This is a genomic window from Alkalicoccus halolimnae (genome assembly GCF_008014775.2).
Lineage (GTDB): Bacteria > Bacillota > Bacilli > Bacillales > Salisediminibacteriaceae > Alkalicoccus > Alkalicoccus halolimnae.
In genome coordinates, this window is the sequence record NZ_CP144914.1 from 3558216 (window position 1) to 3574307 (window position 16092).

Genomic DNA, 16092 nt, shown 5'->3' on the forward strand with positions numbered 1-16092 from the left:
TTTTGTTTTATTTTCTAAAGGAAGGGTATATATGGCTTTATGTTCAAATATGAAAAGGAGCGGTACACATGAGTGAAACACCGAGAAATAATACAATGATGCAGTTTTTTGAGTGGCACCTTCCCAATGATGGGGACCACTGGAACCGCCTTGCCGAAATGGCAGAGGAAATAAAAAATCAGGGAATCGATTCTATCTGGATTCCGCCCGCTTCTAAAGCTATTTCCCAGGATGATAACGGGTACGGCACGTACGATGTTTATGACCTCGGGGAATTTGATCAAAAAGGAACTGTGCGGACGAAATACGGCACGAAAGACGAGCTGCTGAAAAGTATCGAAGTCTGTCACGAGCATGGCATCCGGGTTTATGCCGATGTGGTTATGAACCACAAAGCGGGAGCGGATGACACAGAGCTTTTCAAGGCGATCCAGGTCGATCCCGACAACCGGGAAGAAGAAATTTCCGAGCCTTACGATATCGAAGGATGGACACGCTTTACGTTTCCTGGCCGGGACGGAGAATACTCTGAGTTTACATGGAACTTTGACCATTTCAACGGTACAGATTACGATGCCAACGAAGATAAGCAGGCCGTATTTCATATTTTAGGGGAAGATAAAGACTGGAATGATCATGTCGATGATGAATTCGGCAACTACGATTACCTGATGTTTGCCAACATCGATTACGACCATCCCGAAGTCCGGGAAGAAATGCTGGAATGGGGAAAATGGTTTGCCGGGACGACCCAGGTGGACGGGTTCCGTCTCGATGCGATAAAACATATTAACCACCTGTTCGTTAAGGATTTTATTGATGCCCTCCGCACCGAGCACGGGGATGATTTTTATTTCGTCGGGGAATTCTGGAATCCGGAGATTGAAGCTGTAGAAACGTTCCTCGAATATGCTGATTACAGCCTTGACCTGTTTGACGTTACGCTGCACTACAAATTTTTTGAGGCATCCAATCAGGGGGACGGGTTTGACATGTCTACCATTTTTGAGGATACGATCGTTGACAGACATCCGCTGCAGGCAGTGACTTTCGTAGACAATCACGATTCGCAGCCAAACGAAGCGCTTGAGTCGTGGGTGGAAGACTGGTTCAAGCCTCTTGCCTATGCGATGATCCTTCTTCGGGAAGACGGCTATCCGTGTGTTTTTTACGGAGACTATGCAGGCATAAATGGGGATGAGCCTATTGAGGCCAAACGGGAAATGCTCGAACCCCTTCTTGATGCCCGGTATAATTACAGCTACGGTGATCAGGAAGACTACCTCGACCACCCAAATACTATCGGCTGGGTCCGTTTCGGTGTGGAGGATATCCCTCACTCCGGCTGCGCTGTCATTATGACGAATGGAGAGCCGGGAGAAAAACGTATGTTTGTCGGCGAAGATCGTGGCGGTGAGGAGTGGCTCGATATGACCGGAACAATCGATGATACGATTACTATCGAAGATGACGGCTGGGCAAATTTCCCTGTGGAAGGCGGAAGTGTCTCCGTCTTCATTCAGAAAATAGACGACTGATATCCTGTTACTTCTGTTTATAAGGCTTTGTTAAAGCTCCGTGTTGTTTTTTGGAGTGCCTGCGGCTCCTTTTTCTTCGCCTGCCGCGGAGAAAGCCTCCAGCTCTACGTCCCTTGCGTCCGGGAGGATCTTCCCGCTTTCTTTTTCCGCAGGCGTCTTGAAAAATCGCCCTGGCACTGGCTTCTACCTTAGTACCTTCTTGATTCAACGAGCGGGCTTTCCGTATTAGAAAATGAAAACGAAGCGGAAACATGCCCGTGGAAGAAGGAGATTGGAAGATCCCGCAGGGCGTAAGCCTTACCCGGAGATCTCCTCCACGGCAGGCCTGCCGGGTTGCAGCGAAGTTTTCTTATATATATCAACCACAGAATGCTTTAACACAGCTATTTATAAAAACGTGATAATTATCTTTATAAACGAAGCGCTCCCGGCTCATACCGTAGGAGCGCTTCGTTCGATTTGCATGCCCCTTTACTGCTTTTCTTCTTATCCTGCTTTCCAGACAAGACACGGAGAAGTCGAGAAGCAGGTGCATATCAAGGAAATCCCACCACTATTAGCAAATCTTTCTTGTTTCACATCGCTTATCGAGGGTATAGATCGTTATGCCTAAAAACAAGGAGGGTGAACATGGCACCAATACTTAGAAATCACACGATGATGCAGTTTTTTGAATGGCATTTACCCAATGATGGAAATCATTGGAACAGAATGGCAGAGCTTGCCGAAGAAATGAAGCACCGCGGCATTGATGCTTTTTGGATTCCCCCTTCGACGAAATGTATTACCCAGGAAGATAACGGCTACGGCATTTACGACGGGTATGATCTCGGAGAGTTTGACCAGAAAGGCTCTGTCCGTACAAAATACGGGACGAAGCAAGAACTGCTGAAAGGCATTGACGCCTGCCATGAGCAGGGAATCCGTGTCTATGCGGATGTCGTTATGAACCATAAAGCAGGAGCCGATGAAACGGAGCAGTTTCAGGTAGTTGAAGTCGATGCCGGAGACAGGCACGAAGTTATTTCCGAGCCTTACGATATTGAAGGCTGGACCCGGTTTTATTTCCCTGGAAGAAAAGGAGAGCACTCTGAATTCACCTGGCATTCCTACCACTTTAACGGCACCGACTATGACCATGCCACCGGTGAAACTGGAATTTTCAGAATACTCGGAGAAAATAAGGAATGGAATGACCATGTAGATGATGAGTTTGGAAATTATGACTACTTAATGTTTGCCAACATTGATTATAATCACCCCGAGGTTCGGCAGGAGATGATGTACTGGGGGAAATGGTTTGCAGAAACGACCTCATGCGACGGCTACCGGCTGGATGCTATTAAACATATTAACCACTTGTTTATCGCTGACTTTCTGGCTGAGATGCGCCGGGAACATGGCGATGATTTTTATTTCGTAGGGGAATTCTGGCACGCCGATCTGGCAGCGTGTGAACGTTTTCTGGAGTACGTCGATTTCAGTATTGATCTGTTTGATGTTTCCCTCCATTATAAATTTTATGAAGCTTCCCACCAGGGAAAAGACTTTGATATGCGGACGATGTTTCACGAGACACTTGTAGGGGATTATCCGGCTAATGCTGTAACATTTGTCGACAACCATGACTCCCAGCCGCATGAAGCACTTGAATCCTGGGTGGAATGCTGGTTCAAACCGCTTGCCTACGCTCTGATTCTGTTAAGAAAAGACGGCTATCCATGTGTATTTTACGGAGATTATAGAGGGATCAACGGGGGAAGCCCCAAGAACGGCAAAAAAGAAATGCTCGATCCGCTGCTCGATGCCAGGAGCCGTTTCAGCTATGGTGAACAGCAGGACTATTTTGACGACAGCAACACGATCGGCTGGGTGCGGTTCGGGGAAGATCTTTTACCACAGTCCGGCTGTGCAGTCGTCATGACCAACGGCGAAGCCGGCTTTAAACATATGTGTGTCGGGGACGGCCGTGCCGGAGAAATCTGGTACGATTTGACTGGGAACGTCCGGGAAACAGTAACCATTGATGAAGAAGGCTGCGCTGATTTTCGAGTAAATGGAGGCAGCGTTTCGGTATACGTCCAGAAAACTGAGAAGGAGCTTTAAAAGAGCCGGAAAAAAGCCTGTCAGACGGGATTTGTCTGACAGGCTTTTTTTCTTTGTGCAGCCGTGCTTACTTTCTGTAGGACAGCTCCTTTTCACTGCAGTCAGGAGACGGCATGCTGTTCTGATGTGTTGTCTGTTTTATGCTTTTACCTGGGCAAAACAGGCTTTGTACAGGCTTTTAACAGCCAGATCAGCTTCTGAAGCATTGACCCCGAACATCATACTTACTTCAGAAGAGCCCTGATTAATCATTTTAATGTTCACACCCGCTTCCGCGAGCGCCGTCGTTGCTTTGGCGGCTACACCGACCGTGCGCGCCATCCCTTCACCGACGACCATCACCATGGCCAGATCCCGCTCAACATGCACTTCCTCTACATTAAGCTCTGCCCGGATACGTGCAAGAATTTTCTCTTCTTTTCCTTCTTCCATATATTCTTCGCGGACGATAACCGACATGTTATCAATTCCTGAAGGTGTATGTTCGAAGGAAATCCCCTCTTCGGCAAGGATTTGCAGCAGATGCTGACCGAACCCGACTTCGCGGTTCATAAGATACTTCCTTAGGTTAATGGTTATAAACCCTTTATCGCTCGCGATCCCGACAACAGGCAGACCTTTCTGCTCCCGCTGGTCGACGATGAGCGTCCCGTCGGCCTCCGGATGGTTTGTGTTTTTAATGCAGACCGGTATTTTTTCAGCAACGACAGGCTGCAGCGCTTCGTCGTGAAAAACAGAAAATCCGGCGTAGGCAAGCTCCCGCATTTCCCTGTAGGTGATTTCCTTCATTTCCTGCGGGTTTTCAATGAGAGCAGGATTGACTGAATAAACGGAATCCACATCCGTAAAATTCTCATATAAAGAAGCTTCTACCCCTGCAGCAAGAATCGATCCGGTAATATCCGACCCTCCTCTTGGAAAGGTGACGATATGTCCGTTTTTGGATACTCCGAAAAATCCCGGTACGACGAGAAGGCCGGAGCGGTTCCGAAGGTTCTTCAGCCTGTCGTAAGCTTCGGGAAGAATACGGGCGTTTGCGGGATCGTCCGTGACGACCATCCCTGCTTCTTCCGGGGAAACGTAATGAGCTTCTTCGCCCAGCTGCCGCAGATAGGCTGCCATAAGTTTGGCATTTTCATTTTCTCCACTCGCCATTAAAGCATCAAAAAGCCTCGGTTCATCTTCTTTATAAGTATCCACGAGATGCGAGAGTTGTTTTTTGAGTGAATCAAGGAGAGAAAAAGGGAGATCCAGTTCTTCAATAATCGCTGCATAGCGGTCGATGACGGCCTGCATCTCCCCGGAGAAATCTCTTCCTTTCTTTACTGATTCCGCAAGTTCAATCAGGAGATCTGTCGTTTTTATATCGTCGGCAAATCGTTTTCCCGGTGCAGAAACGACGACGATCCGCCGTTCCACGTCCCCCCGCACGATTTCCGCTGCTTTTGTAAACTGGGCTGCCCCTGCAACGGAGCTGCCGCCGAATTTCACTACCTTAACCATGACAAAATCCCCTTCTGATGTGTTTTCTTAAAGAACAAATGATCACACTAAAAATACATATCGAAATTATACTAGACTTTTTCTGCCGCTACAAGTATAGGCTGAGGATTATCCCGAAAGGCTTTTACCGGTGCTTACCTGCTCTGCTTGTTATCACTGGACAACGACGCTTTCTTCCTGTTCGAAGCCGCTAATTCCGGTCTTTTCACAGAGAATTCAGTGCTTCTTTTACGTTCAGAAGAAACTCCCTAAAAAAAGGAAGCTGCCCGAAGACAGCTTCCTTTGCGTATTTAGTTTGATTCGATTGTTACATCCTGAAGCTGGTAAAGACCGTTTGGATGCTTCCAGAAGCCCTGGACTTCATCACGCATACCGACAAGGTAATCGGTATGGTATAGATAAAGCATCGGCGCCTCATCTACGAGGATCTCCATTGCATCTTCATACAGTGCTTCACGCGTAGCTTCGTCTGTTTCACGTCGTGCTTCGTCAAGAATTTCATCAAGCTCAGCGTTTTCCATGAATGAACGGTTACCCGCTGCACCGTGCTGGCTGGAGTGGAAGAGAGCGTACATGCCGTAGTCTGCATCCCCTGTTACTGTAACCCAGCCGAGAATGAACATATCATGTTCGCCTTCTGCTGTGTTATCAAGGTAGGCACCCCACTCAAGTACTTCAATCTCTGCATTAACTCCGATAACAGAAAGCTGTGCCTGAACAAGCTCCGCTACGTCCATACGCTCACGGCTGTCGTTTGTCCAGATTGTTGTATCAAATCCATCTTCGTATCCTGCTTCGGCAAGAAGCTCCTGGGCACGTTCCGGATCGTATTCCAGCTCATCGACAGCATCGGAATAACCGAATACCTGCTCCCCAATTGGGCCGACTGCCGGTGTACCAGTTCCTTCAAGAACTCCTTCAAGCAGATCTTCTTTATTAATAGCCATGGAAAGGGCCTGACGTACCTGTGGATCGTCAAACGGCTCTTTCTGCATGTTAAAGCCGATGTAAGAAAGGCTCAGGCTTTCCTGCGTGTAGAGGCTGACTCCTTCGGTATCTTCAATACGCTCTGTATCACTCGGGCTTACAGGATAAATAATATCCGCTGCACCCGTTTCCAGCTCGCCGATCCGGGTCAGGTCTTCAGGGGAAACGCTGAATGTCACACGCTCTACTCCTGCAGTCTCGCCCCAGTAATCGTCGTTTCGTGTAAGTACTACTTCAGAACCCGGGTTCCATTCTTCAAATTCAAAGAAACCTGTTCCAACCGGATTTTCATTTAAGTAATCGCCTGGCTGGCCTCCGTCTTCCATCTGCGCGTAATCTTCTTCAATTGCTTCCTGGCTGATAATTCCACCACCGGAGTGTGCAATGTGGGAAGGAAGCGGTGCAAATGGGAATTCTGTATGGAATTCAACCGTATAGTCATCTACTACAACTACTTCTTCTACCATTTCATAAAGGAACGCACGTGGTGAACCAATTTCATCGTCAAGAACACGATCAAAGTTTGCTTTTACTACTTCGGCATTGAACTCAGAATCATCGTGGAACGTGACGTCTTCGCGAAGTTCAAACGTCCATACGTCCTCTTCTGTTGCTTCCCAGTCTGTAGCAAGAAGCGGCTGAAGTTCCATTTCTTCATTCTGCATGAGCAGTGATTCATAAACATTTGTTTGAACAGTACTTGACGGCACGTCATTGGAACCGTGCGGATCCATGGACTCGATATCGGAAAGAGTCGCAATAACCAGGTTATCCGGATCTACGTCCTCATCTGTCGCTTCACCGTCGCCACCTTCACTGTTATCAGGAGCTTCATTGTTCCCTTCAGCATTTTCCGCTGAGTTATTCGGTGCTGCCCCATTGTCTGTGCCCCCATCGTTGTCCGGCTCGCTGGCGCATGCCGTAAACGCTAATGCTACAGCTACAGAAGCTAGAGCTGCCTGCATCGTTTTGCTTTTAAACATTATGTTTCCCCCTTATGTTCTCATAATTTTACAAAGTTTATCTCCCTAAACTTACAATATTTCGATTTAAAAAACAAGTGCGATAATTTAGGTTTTTTTAACTTTTTTTATATTTTGCGATAGTTTATGAAAGACTGCATATCGAATTTTTTAATAAAACTGTCCTTCGCGCATCTTAAGATATAATTTTTTCAAGAGTATTTTTCGAGGCAGAAAACGGATATACACCTATGTTTGTTACATAGACAGCTTCCATTTCGATTACAGTTATCCCGGCCGATGAAAATGCAGTTATCGCTTGAAAGAAAAATATTCCTTTAGAGTAACTATTTTTTTGAAAAAACACTATGTACCAGTCTCTTCTGAGTATCGGCGGACCGGCAGAGGAAAACCGAGGGGGATTTCCTGTGCATGGAATCAGCTGAAAGTAATTTATTTTACACAGTTGATGGAAATTCATAACAGGCATGGAGCCGATCTCCGTTACCGAAAACAGAAGCTTTCGTTTACACGGGGCGCTTTCCAGGCATGCCGCCTTCATCTTATATGTTCCTTTCCGAGAGAAAAGCTTCACCCAGACAAAAGCCTGCCAGACGTTCGCCTGACAGGCTTTCCATTTCTTTATCCGGCTTATTCTTCTATCGTAACCTCATGAAGCTGATAGATGCCGTTTGGATGCTTCCAGAAGCCCTGAACTTCATCGCGCACCCCGACAAGATAGTCCTGGTGGTACAAATAAAGCATTCTTGCATCATCCACGAGCAGCTGCATCGCTTCTTCGTAAATATCTTCCCGTTCCGCTTCCGTTGTCGCACTGCGGCCTTCTTCGAGCAGCTCGTCGATTTCCGGATCATCAAGGAAGGATTTGTTCCCGTCTCCCTGCTGACTCGAATGGAACAGGTTATACATGAGATAATCTGCATCTCCAGTAGCCGTCGACCAGCCGAGAATGAACATGTCATGCTGTCCTTCTGACGTATTCTCTAAATAAGCGCCCCACTCCAAAACTTCGATATTCACTGTTACTCCAATAGCGGAGAGCTGGGCCTGAACGAGCTCGGCAATATCGATGCGTTCCCGGCTGTCATTTGTCCAGAGTGTCGTTTCGAAGCCATCTTCATACCCAGCCTCTGCGAGAAGTTCCTGGGCAGCTTCAGGATCGTACGGAATTTCTTCAACAGCATCAGAGAAACCGAAAATCTGTTCCCCGAGAGGTCCTACAGCTGGTGTCCCGGTGCCTTCCAGTACCCCCTCCAGGAGGTCCTCTTTGTTAATTCCCATGGAAAGCGCCCGACGTACATCCGGATCATCAAATGGTTCTTTCTGCATATTAAAACCGATATAGGCAAGACCGAGGCTTTCCTGTTCATACATGCTGATACCGTCTGTGGATTCGACCCGCTCCACGTCACTCGGGCTGACCGGGAAAATGATATCGGCTGCTCCTGTTTCCAGCTCGCCGATCCGGGTCAAGTCTTCCGGTGTAACCTGGAACGTCACCTGCTCGACACCTGCCGGATCTCCCCAATAGTCGTCGTTACGGGTCAGCACCACTTCCGATCCCGGCGTCCATTCTTCAAATTCAAAGAAACCTGTTCCGCTCGGATTTTCATTAATATAGTCTCCAGGCTGGCCGCCTTCTTCCACCCCTTCATAGTCCGCCTCAATCGTCTCCAGGCTCATCATTCCCCCTCCGGAATGAGCGAGGTGGGAAGGCAGCGGTGAAAAAGGGTATTCCGTATGTATTTCTACTGTATGATCGTCGATAACTACGACTTCTTCAATCATTTCAAAAAGCGCGGCACGCGGAGAACCAATGGAGTCATCCAGAATACGGTCAAGATTTGCTTTGACGACCTCGGCATTAAAATCGGATCCATCGTGGAACGTAACATCTTCACGAAGCTCAAGCTCCCACGTTGTCTCATCTACATTTTCCCAATTTGTCGCCAGGCCGGGTTCAAGCTCCATATCTTCGGTCTGGGTAATGAGGGACTCGAACAGGTTGTGCTGGACGGTACTCGACGGAACGTCGTTGGATGTATGAGGATCAATCGCTTCAATATCGGACAGAGTGGCAATGACGAGGTTATCCGGATCTATTTCCGCATCTTCTGCGTCCACTTCTTCTCCACCTTCCGCCCCTTCCTCCCCATTTCCCGGTACGGCGTTATCTCCGGCTCCTTCATTATCAGGTTCGCTGGCGCATGCTGTAAAAACGACAGCTGCCGCCGTTGATAAGAACGCGGCTTTCAATGTTTTACTTTTCCACATGGTGTGTCCCTCCTGGATGATTAATTATAGTGTGAAACCTCTTTATAATTTACTTGATTCCACACGTGAAAACAACCGAATTTTCAAAAAATTTATTATTGCTGCAAATTATTGTGTAAGAAAATTTACCTTTATTACATTGATGTGAAAAAGCAATTGTGCATTCTCTCACGCAATTGAAAGCGCTTTTATACTAATTACTGGGAATAAGAGCAATTTTTGATTTATTATATTGTGAAAATATTTAGGATTTTGCGAATAGGGCTTGTGAAAAATTGTGGGAATGATATAATTTTTCGTATCGTACGTTTAGTTATTTCCTATAGTATTGGGGAAATGTGGAAGATTTTTGAACGTATTACTAAAACATGTATGAAAGAGAGGTTAACAGTATGGCTGAGACGACGGTCAACGTTTCAACGCAGGAAAAGAAACGGATCAACCCGCAGATTGAAAATATGAAAACTGTCTGGCGTAAACTGCGCTCCAATTACCTTGCTATGGCAGGTGGAGTTTTAATTTTGTTTTTTATCATTGTTGCTCTTGTCGGCCCCTTGCTGACAACAACCGATCCTCTGGCTCCAAACGTATCCGACCGGCTTCAGGGCCCGTCAGGAGATTACTGGTTCGGCACAGACCACCACGGTCGTGATATTTTCACCAGGATTATTCACGGCATGTCCATCACTCTATACATAGGATTTCTATCGGTATTTATCGGTATGATAGTCGGAGTTATACTCGGTATCGTTTCCGGTTATTACGGGAAGCGCATTGACGCAGTTATTATGAGAACAATGGACGTACTGCTTGCTTTCCCTGGTATTCTGCTTGCCCTCGGTATTGTAGCTGTACTTGGTGGAAGTATTAACAACGTCATCATAGCCATTTCCATCTTTTCGATTCCGGTGTTTGCCCGGATCGTACGAGGTTCCACTTTATCTGTCAGAAAATTAGAATATGTTGACGCTGTACGCGCGCTTGGGGCTTCGGATTTCCGGATTATTTTCCGTCATATCCTTCCTAATATCCTCTCGCCGATCATTGTGCAGGCAACACTCCGCGTTGCCACAGCCGTACTGACTGCAAGTGGTCTTTCCTTCCTTGGGCTGGGGGCCCAGCCGCCGACTCCGGAATGGGGCGCCATGCTCGCTGCCGGACGTAACTATATGTGGGATCATCCGCATATTGCCCTCTTCCCGGGTCTTGCTATCGTCGTCGTTGTGCTTGCTTTCAACCTGTTCGGTGACGGTGTGCGTGACGCTTTGGATCCAAAACTAAAATCTTAACAGTTAGAGAGGTGAAGCCTTTTGTTTATTTATACAGTACGACGTTTACTCCAGACGATACCGGTGCTTATCGGGGTCACCCTCGTTGTCTTTCTTATGATGCACCTGATTCCGGGGGACCCGGCGCAGATTATTGCCGGTGAAAGTGCAACAGAACAGCAGATTGAACAAACCCGGGACCGCCTCGGACTGAACGATCCTCTGCCTGTACAGTACGCCACTTTCGTTGGTAATGCCGTAACCGGTGATTTAGGTAACTCTATCCGCAGCGGACGCGCTGTCACAGATGAAATCAGCGCCCGCTTCTGGATAACCGTAGAGCTCGCTTTTTACAGTACGCTTCTCAGTATCTTTATCGGACTGATTGCAGGCATCGTTTCTGCAACCAGAAGAAATTCCCCGCTTGATATGTTTATTATGGTTTTTGCCCTTTTCGGCCTTTCCATGCCGAACTTCTGGCTTGGTCTGATGCTGATTCAATATTTCGCATTGAACATCGAATGGCTTCCGGTATCGGGCTGGGGCACTCCGGCTTCAATCATCCTCCCGGTTATCACGCTGGGAACGGCCGGTGCAGCTATTATTGCCCGTATGACACGCTCGAGTATGCTTGAAGTTATTCACCAGGATTACATCCGTACAGCCCGTGCCAAAGGCGTAAAAGAACGCTATGTCGTTTATAAGCACGCGCTGCGTAATGCTCTTATCCCTGTTGTAACAGTGGTTGGTCTTCAGTTTGGTGTTCTTCTCGGCGGTGCAGTGCTTACAGAGACTGTATTTGCGATAAACGGCCTCGGCAGGCTCGTCGTCGAAGCGATCGCCCAGCGTGATTTCCCAATCGTCCAGGGTGCTGTATTGATTCTTGCCCTGCTGTTTGTACTCGTAAACTTTGCCGTGGACATTTCCTACCGCTTCCTTAACAAGCGGATTGAGCTTGACTAAAATTATCATTCCAGCATAGAAAGGTGGGAGACCTGTTGGATAATCTGAAAGACAACGACACGCATTCTATTATTAAAGTTGATGACCTGCAGACATCCTTTTTCACTCATAAAGGCGAAATAAAAGCCGTAGACGGTGTCCATTTTGATGTACCATCCGGAAAAACACTCGGTATCGTCGGGGAATCCGGTTCGGGAAAGAGTATTACTTCTCTTTCCATCATGAGACTGATTGATGACCCCGGCCGTATCAAAGGCGGCTCCATCACCTTTAACGGCGAAGACCTTCTTGCAAAATCAGAAGCGGAAATGCGCAGCATCCGCGGGAATAAAATTTCGATGATTTTCCAGGAGCCGATGACGTCATTGAACCCTGTTTATACGATCGGGGATCAGATTGCAGAGTCCTACCAGATTCACCAGGGGCTCTCAAAAAAAGACGCCCTCAATAAAGCTCTCGGAATGCTGGAACTGGTCGGTATTCCTTCGCCAAAAGCGCGCCTGAAAGCCTATCCCCATGAACTCTCCGGAGGCATGCGCCAGCGTGCGATGATCGCAATCGCCCTGGCCTGCAATCCACAGCTGCTCATTGCGGATGAGCCGACGACAGCTCTCGATGTTACGATTCAGGCACAGATTCTGAGACTGATCAGCGGCCTGCAGGAAGAGCTCGGCATGTCCATGCTGCTGATCACGCATGACCTTGGCGTCGTAGCAGAAACCTGTGACTACGTTGCCGTCATGTATGCCGGCAAAATCGTTGAATATGCCGATGTAGAAACACTCTTTAACAATCCAAATCACCCGTACACGGTCGGTTTGTTAAAATCTCTTCCGCGGCACGATATCGATCAGGAAGAGCTTGCAGTAATTAAAGGGATGGTTCCGAGTCCGGATGACCTTCCTGACGGATGCCGCTTTGCTCCGCGCTGCCCTTTTGCAAGAGAAATGTGTGTAGAAAGACTGCCTGATCTCGAAGATCTTAAAGATGGAAATCAAGTCCGCTGCTGGATTCATACAGACCAGTGGGACGGCCCGGAGGTGAATGTCAAAGATGACTACGGACATACTGAAAGTTCAAAATCTTAAGCAGTACTTCCCGATTAAAGGGGGGATTTTCGGCCGCAAAGTAAATGACGTCAAAGCGGTCGACGATATTTCTTTTGAAGTGAAACAGGGAGAAACACTCAGCATTGTCGGCGAATCCGGCTGTGGTAAATCAACTACCGGACGGGCGATTCTGAGACTCGATGAGCCTACGAGCGGTGAAGTTGAATTCGGAGGACAGGATCTGCTCGCTCTCAGTAAAAAGCAGATGCGCCAGAGACGCAAAGATCTGCAGATCATCTTTCAGGATCCTTACGCATCGATTAATCCGCGCCAGACCGTTCGCCAGATTTTAAGTGAAGCTATGCAGATTCAGGACGTCATGCCTAAAGATAAACGGGAAGCCCGTATCAAGGAATTGATGAATATCGTCGGCCTCGGTCCGCACCAGATCGACCGTTTCCCGCATGAATTCAGTGGAGGACAGCGGCAGCGTATCGGTATCGCCCGCGCTCTCTCCGTGGACCCGAAAATGATCATTTGTGACGAATCGGTCTCAGCCCTGGACGTATCAATTCAGGCGCAGGTACTGAACCTTTTGAAAAAACTGCAGAATGAACTCGATTTAACGTATTTGTTTATTTCCCACGACCTTGGGGTGGTACGCCACATCTCCGACCGGGTACTCGTCATGTATCTCGGTAAAATTGTTGAAATTGCAGATAAGAAGTCTCTTTTCGATAACCCGAAGCACCCGTATACGAAAACGCTTCTTTCAGCGATTCCTGTACCGGATCCGACAGTGAAAAAAGACCAGATTATTTTGAAAGGTGATGTCCCCTCTCCTATTGATCCGCCGACCGGCTGCCGTTTCCATACTCGCTGTCCGTTCGCAACGGATAAATGTAAAGAGGAAGAGCCGGTACTCCGTACGAACGATTCTCTTATGGACGGGGGCCACCGAGCTGCCTGCCACTACATTGAAGAGATCGAATCCGGTGAGATGCAGCCGAACTATTAATAACCGTAAAAAGGAAGCCCTGCGTAATCCGCGGGCTTCCTTTTTTATGGACTTCCTTAAAAATAAAGCTACCTTGAAAATAAAGTATTTAAGCAATGAACGTGCGCTTTCGTTTCCACAGGGATCCAGGGCCTGTTTTTGGAAAAGCGAGTATTTCCCAAACAGGGTCTTCCGAGTTCGCTTAATTCCTCTGGAGGCACCGCCGATCGCTTCAGAGAGAAAAGTAAAAGGCGTCCCTATAGAAACTGAGGTTTTAGAAAGTCTATTTAAAAGTCCCAGCGAGTGCTTCTGCCTGGCGCTTTGCCTGGTTAAGCCTCTCTTCGACTTCCTCGGGATAAGTGCTAGTGCCTTCGATAAAAATATGCTCATACGTCTTTACGCCGACCAGTTTGAAAATCGTCCTCAAATAGCTGTCGCCGTGCTCAAAGGCAGCCAGTTTACCTTCTGAATAGATGCCGCCCCGCGACTGGATATGAAGAATCCTGGTGCCTTCCATCTGTCCTTCGATACCATTTTCTCCAAAACGAAATGTTTTACCGGGAAGAATGAGGTGATCGATATACGCTTTTACAGGAGAAGGCACGCCCATATTCCAAAGCGGGGTGACAATCACAACCTGATCGAACCGCAGAAACTGATCGACATACTTGTTTGTTACGACCTCTTCACTGTTCCTCTCCCATGCTGCAAGTGCCTCCCCTTCCAGTGCAGGAATCTTTTCTGCGAATAGATCGAGGAGGACAACCTCACCCTCGGGGCAGCTTTTTTTATAGGCATCCAAAAAATGCTCTCCCAGCTGGAGGCTGCAGGATTCCTTTACCGGTTTCGGGTTCGCTGTTACATAAAGAAGACCCATTGTATCACCTACTTATCGAGAATTTGTTTCGCATGATACAGCCGCTGCATCGCTGTAATAATTTCTACGAATAGAAACAGCAGCGTGAAGAAAAGCAGATAGTCCACGAAAATGATCATAAGCGACAGAAGCAGAAATCCTTCCGTCCTCTCGGCGAGCGCGGGCTGATAGTAAAAGGATTTTTCGGTGTTTTCATCAGAAACAGCTCCAACAGTAAGGAAAATCGTCACCGTATAAAGAATGGAGGCGGTCAGCAGAAGCATCGCCCACATCGTATCCGGAAAACGAAAAGCAAGTGCTAATATAATTCCAATTTCCACAAGACGGTCAAAGCTGACGTCCAGAACGGTTCCGAATTTGGAAGGGGTTGTCTTCCGGGCCATAGCCCCGTCCACTGTATCGATAAATCCTGAAACCCAGAGCAGCAGAAGACCGGTCCAGTAATAGCCGAAATAGACAGACAGTGCCGCTGCAAGACCGATCAGGAAGCCGATGACTGTAACCTGGTTCGCATGCATCCCCGCCCGCAGAGCTGTATCCGCTGACTTTTCTACAAGCGGCTGGACGATATGTTTTGCTTTCGTATCAATCACTGGACACACTTCCTTTTTGAACAACGGTTACCGCTGTTTCTTCTGCTTCCCGCCACTGCATGTCGGACCGGATAACGACCGACTGCTTCAGCTCGGGCAGATAGACACGGTAGAAGGAATAGCCATAGGCATACAGCGGGTGTTCAATAATTCCTTTGTACGCCCCGCTTTTTGCGCCTGTCATCGTTAAGGAAGCGGCCGAATAAAAGACACCATCCACATAAATACCGTCGCTCATAAACCCGGCGACCGACGCGTTTGCAGGGTGGGAATAGACTTCTCCGGGAATTCCCTCCTGCTGGAGAATACCGTCTTTCATGACGATCAGTCTGTCCCCCATGACAACCGCTTCTTCCCTGTCGTGTGTCACAAACAGCGCTGTCACCCCTTCTTCTTTAAGAAAACGGCGCACCCATAAGCGGAGCGACTGGCGCAGATGCGCGTCAAGGCTGCTGAACGGTTCGTCAAGCAGCAGGACGGAAGGCTGCAGCATCAGTGCCCGGGCGAGCGATACCCGCTGCTGCTGACCTCCGGAGAGCTGGGAAGGATACTTGTCTTTCCATTCAAGCATCTCTACTTTTTTCAGCATTTTTTGTGCCTGGTTTTCCCGATCTTTGGAGGAAAGGCGTCGTTTGCCGTACTTCACCCCGTAAAGAACGTTCTGAATCACGGTCAAATGCGGAAACAGCAGCGCTTCCTGAAACATAAGCACAACTGGACGTTTCTCTGCTTTCTCGGCAGTGATGTCCTTTCCATGCAGTTCGATCCTGCCGCTGCTCATTTTCGTCAATCCGGCAATACAGCGGAGAAGGGTTGTTTTCCCGCAGCCGGAGGGCCCGACAATGCTGACTATATCCCCCTCATTTATTTCAGCGCTGATGTTTTGAAAAATGGTCTCCTGATGAAATTTTTTCTCCAGCTGAATAAGGTTCAGCATTGTTAACCTCCTCTTCG

At 47.9% G+C, this 16092-nt stretch carries 12 protein-coding genes; 6 read left to right on the forward strand and 6 right to left on the reverse strand.

What is annotated here, in order from left to right; translation table 11 throughout:
- Positions 1–68: 68 nt before the first annotated feature.
- Positions 69–1538, forward strand: a complete 1470-nt coding sequence (locus tag FTX54_RS16145) for an alpha-amylase (protein ID WP_147802634.1) — start codon at positions 69–71, stop codon at positions 1536–1538.
- A 639-nt stretch (positions 1539–2177) separates the two neighbouring features.
- Positions 2178–3644, forward strand: coding sequence for an alpha-amylase (locus FTX54_RS16150; RefSeq protein ID WP_147802824.1), 1467 nt, complete (start codon positions 2178–2180; stop codon positions 3642–3644).
- 138 nt (positions 3645–3782) lie between these two features.
- Here the strand turns inward: FTX54_RS16150 and FTX54_RS16155 are convergent, their stop codons facing one another.
- The 3 genes from FTX54_RS16155 to FTX54_RS16165 form a co-directional block, all read right to left on the reverse strand.
- The gene (locus tag FTX54_RS16155; RefSeq protein ID WP_147802633.1) at positions 3783–5147 is read right to left on the reverse strand and encodes an aspartate kinase; all 1365 of its coding nucleotides are present in this window, start codon (positions 5145–5147) and stop codon (positions 3783–3785) included.
- A 290-nt stretch (positions 5148–5437) separates the two neighbouring features.
- Positions 5438–7117: a glutathione ABC transporter substrate-binding protein gene (locus FTX54_RS16160; protein WP_147802632.1), complete on the reverse strand. Its 1680-nt coding sequence runs from the start codon at positions 7115–7117 to the stop codon at positions 5438–5440.
- Positions 7118–7747: 630 nt separating this feature from the next.
- A complete protein-coding gene (locus FTX54_RS16165) occupies positions 7748–9391 on the reverse strand; it encodes a glutathione ABC transporter substrate-binding protein (protein WP_147802631.1) in 1644 nt (547 codons plus the stop codon).
- Positions 9392–9783: 392 nt separating this feature from the next.
- On the opposite strand from FTX54_RS16165, the gene nikC reads away from it, so the two are divergent.
- From nikC to FTX54_RS16185, 4 genes are read left to right on the forward strand one after another with little or no spacing between them, the layout of a single operon-like run.
- On the forward strand, positions 9784–10680 hold the full coding sequence (nikC, locus tag FTX54_RS16170; RefSeq protein ID WP_147802630.1) for a nickel transporter permease: 897 nt from the start codon (positions 9784–9786) through the stop codon (positions 10678–10680).
- A gap of 21 nt (positions 10681–10701) precedes the next feature.
- Positions 10702–11622 (forward strand): nickel ABC transporter permease, encoded by a 921-nt coding sequence (gene nikB / locus FTX54_RS16175; protein WP_147802629.1) that lies wholly within the window; start codon positions 10702–10704, stop codon positions 11620–11622.
- A gap of 35 nt (positions 11623–11657) precedes the next feature.
- Positions 11658–12710, forward strand: coding sequence for an ABC transporter ATP-binding protein (locus tag FTX54_RS16180; protein ID WP_422387407.1), 1053 nt, complete (start codon positions 11658–11660; stop codon positions 12708–12710).
- Positions 12676–13689 (forward strand): ABC transporter ATP-binding protein, encoded by a 1014-nt coding sequence (locus FTX54_RS16185; protein WP_147802628.1) that lies wholly within the window; start codon positions 12676–12678, stop codon positions 13687–13689. The genes FTX54_RS16180 and FTX54_RS16185 overlap by 35 nt, the downstream gene beginning before the upstream one ends.
- A gap of 262 nt (positions 13690–13951) precedes the next feature.
- On the opposite strand, the gene FTX54_RS16190 is transcribed toward FTX54_RS16185, so the two are convergent.
- The 3 genes from FTX54_RS16190 to FTX54_RS16200 are packed head-to-tail and all read right to left on the reverse strand — an operon-like array spanning position 13952 to position 16075.
- Positions 13952–14545, reverse strand: a complete 594-nt coding sequence (locus tag FTX54_RS16190) for an FMN-dependent NADH-azoreductase (protein WP_147802627.1) — start codon at positions 14543–14545, stop codon at positions 13952–13954.
- 8 nt (positions 14546–14553) lie between these two features.
- A complete protein-coding gene (locus FTX54_RS16195; RefSeq protein WP_147802626.1) occupies positions 14554–15138 on the reverse strand; it encodes a CDP-alcohol phosphatidyltransferase family protein in 585 nt (194 codons plus the stop codon).
- Positions 15131–16075, reverse strand: coding sequence for an ABC transporter ATP-binding protein (locus FTX54_RS16200; RefSeq protein ID WP_187254453.1), 945 nt, complete (start codon positions 16073–16075; stop codon positions 15131–15133). The genes FTX54_RS16195 and FTX54_RS16200 overlap by 8 nt, the downstream gene beginning before the upstream one ends.
- Positions 16076–16092 lie beyond the last annotated feature (17 nt).

What these genes read in the sequence shown, in the direction of transcription:
- FTX54_RS16165 (WP_147802631.1), bottom strand. Translation starts at nt 9,391, where the DNA reads ATGTGGAAAAGTAAAACATTGAAAGCCGCGTTCTTATCAACGGCGGCA.
- FTX54_RS16200 (WP_187254453.1), bottom strand. Translation starts at nt 16,075, where the DNA reads ATGCTGAACCTTATTCAGCTGGAGAAAAAATTTCATCAGGAGACCATT.
- FTX54_RS16185 (WP_147802628.1), top strand. Translation starts at nt 12,676, where the DNA reads ATGACTACGGACATACTGAAAGTTCAAAATCTTAAGCAGTACTTCCCG.
- FTX54_RS16190 (WP_147802627.1), bottom strand. Translation starts at nt 14,545, where the DNA reads ATGGGTCTTCTTTATGTAACAGCGAACCCGAAACCGGTAAAGGAATCC.
- nikC (WP_147802630.1), top strand. Translation starts at nt 9,784, where the DNA reads ATGGCTGAGACGACGGTCAACGTTTCAACGCAGGAAAAGAAACGGATC.
- FTX54_RS16160 (WP_147802632.1), bottom strand. Translation starts at nt 7,117, where the DNA reads ATGTTTAAAAGCAAAACGATGCAGGCAGCTCTAGCTTCTGTAGCTGTA.
- FTX54_RS16155 (WP_147802633.1), bottom strand. Translation starts at nt 5,147, where the DNA reads ATGGTTAAGGTAGTGAAATTCGGCGGCAGCTCCGTTGCAGGGGCAGCC.
- FTX54_RS16145 (WP_147802634.1), top strand. Translation starts at nt 69, where the DNA reads ATGAGTGAAACACCGAGAAATAATACAATGATGCAGTTTTTTGAGTGG.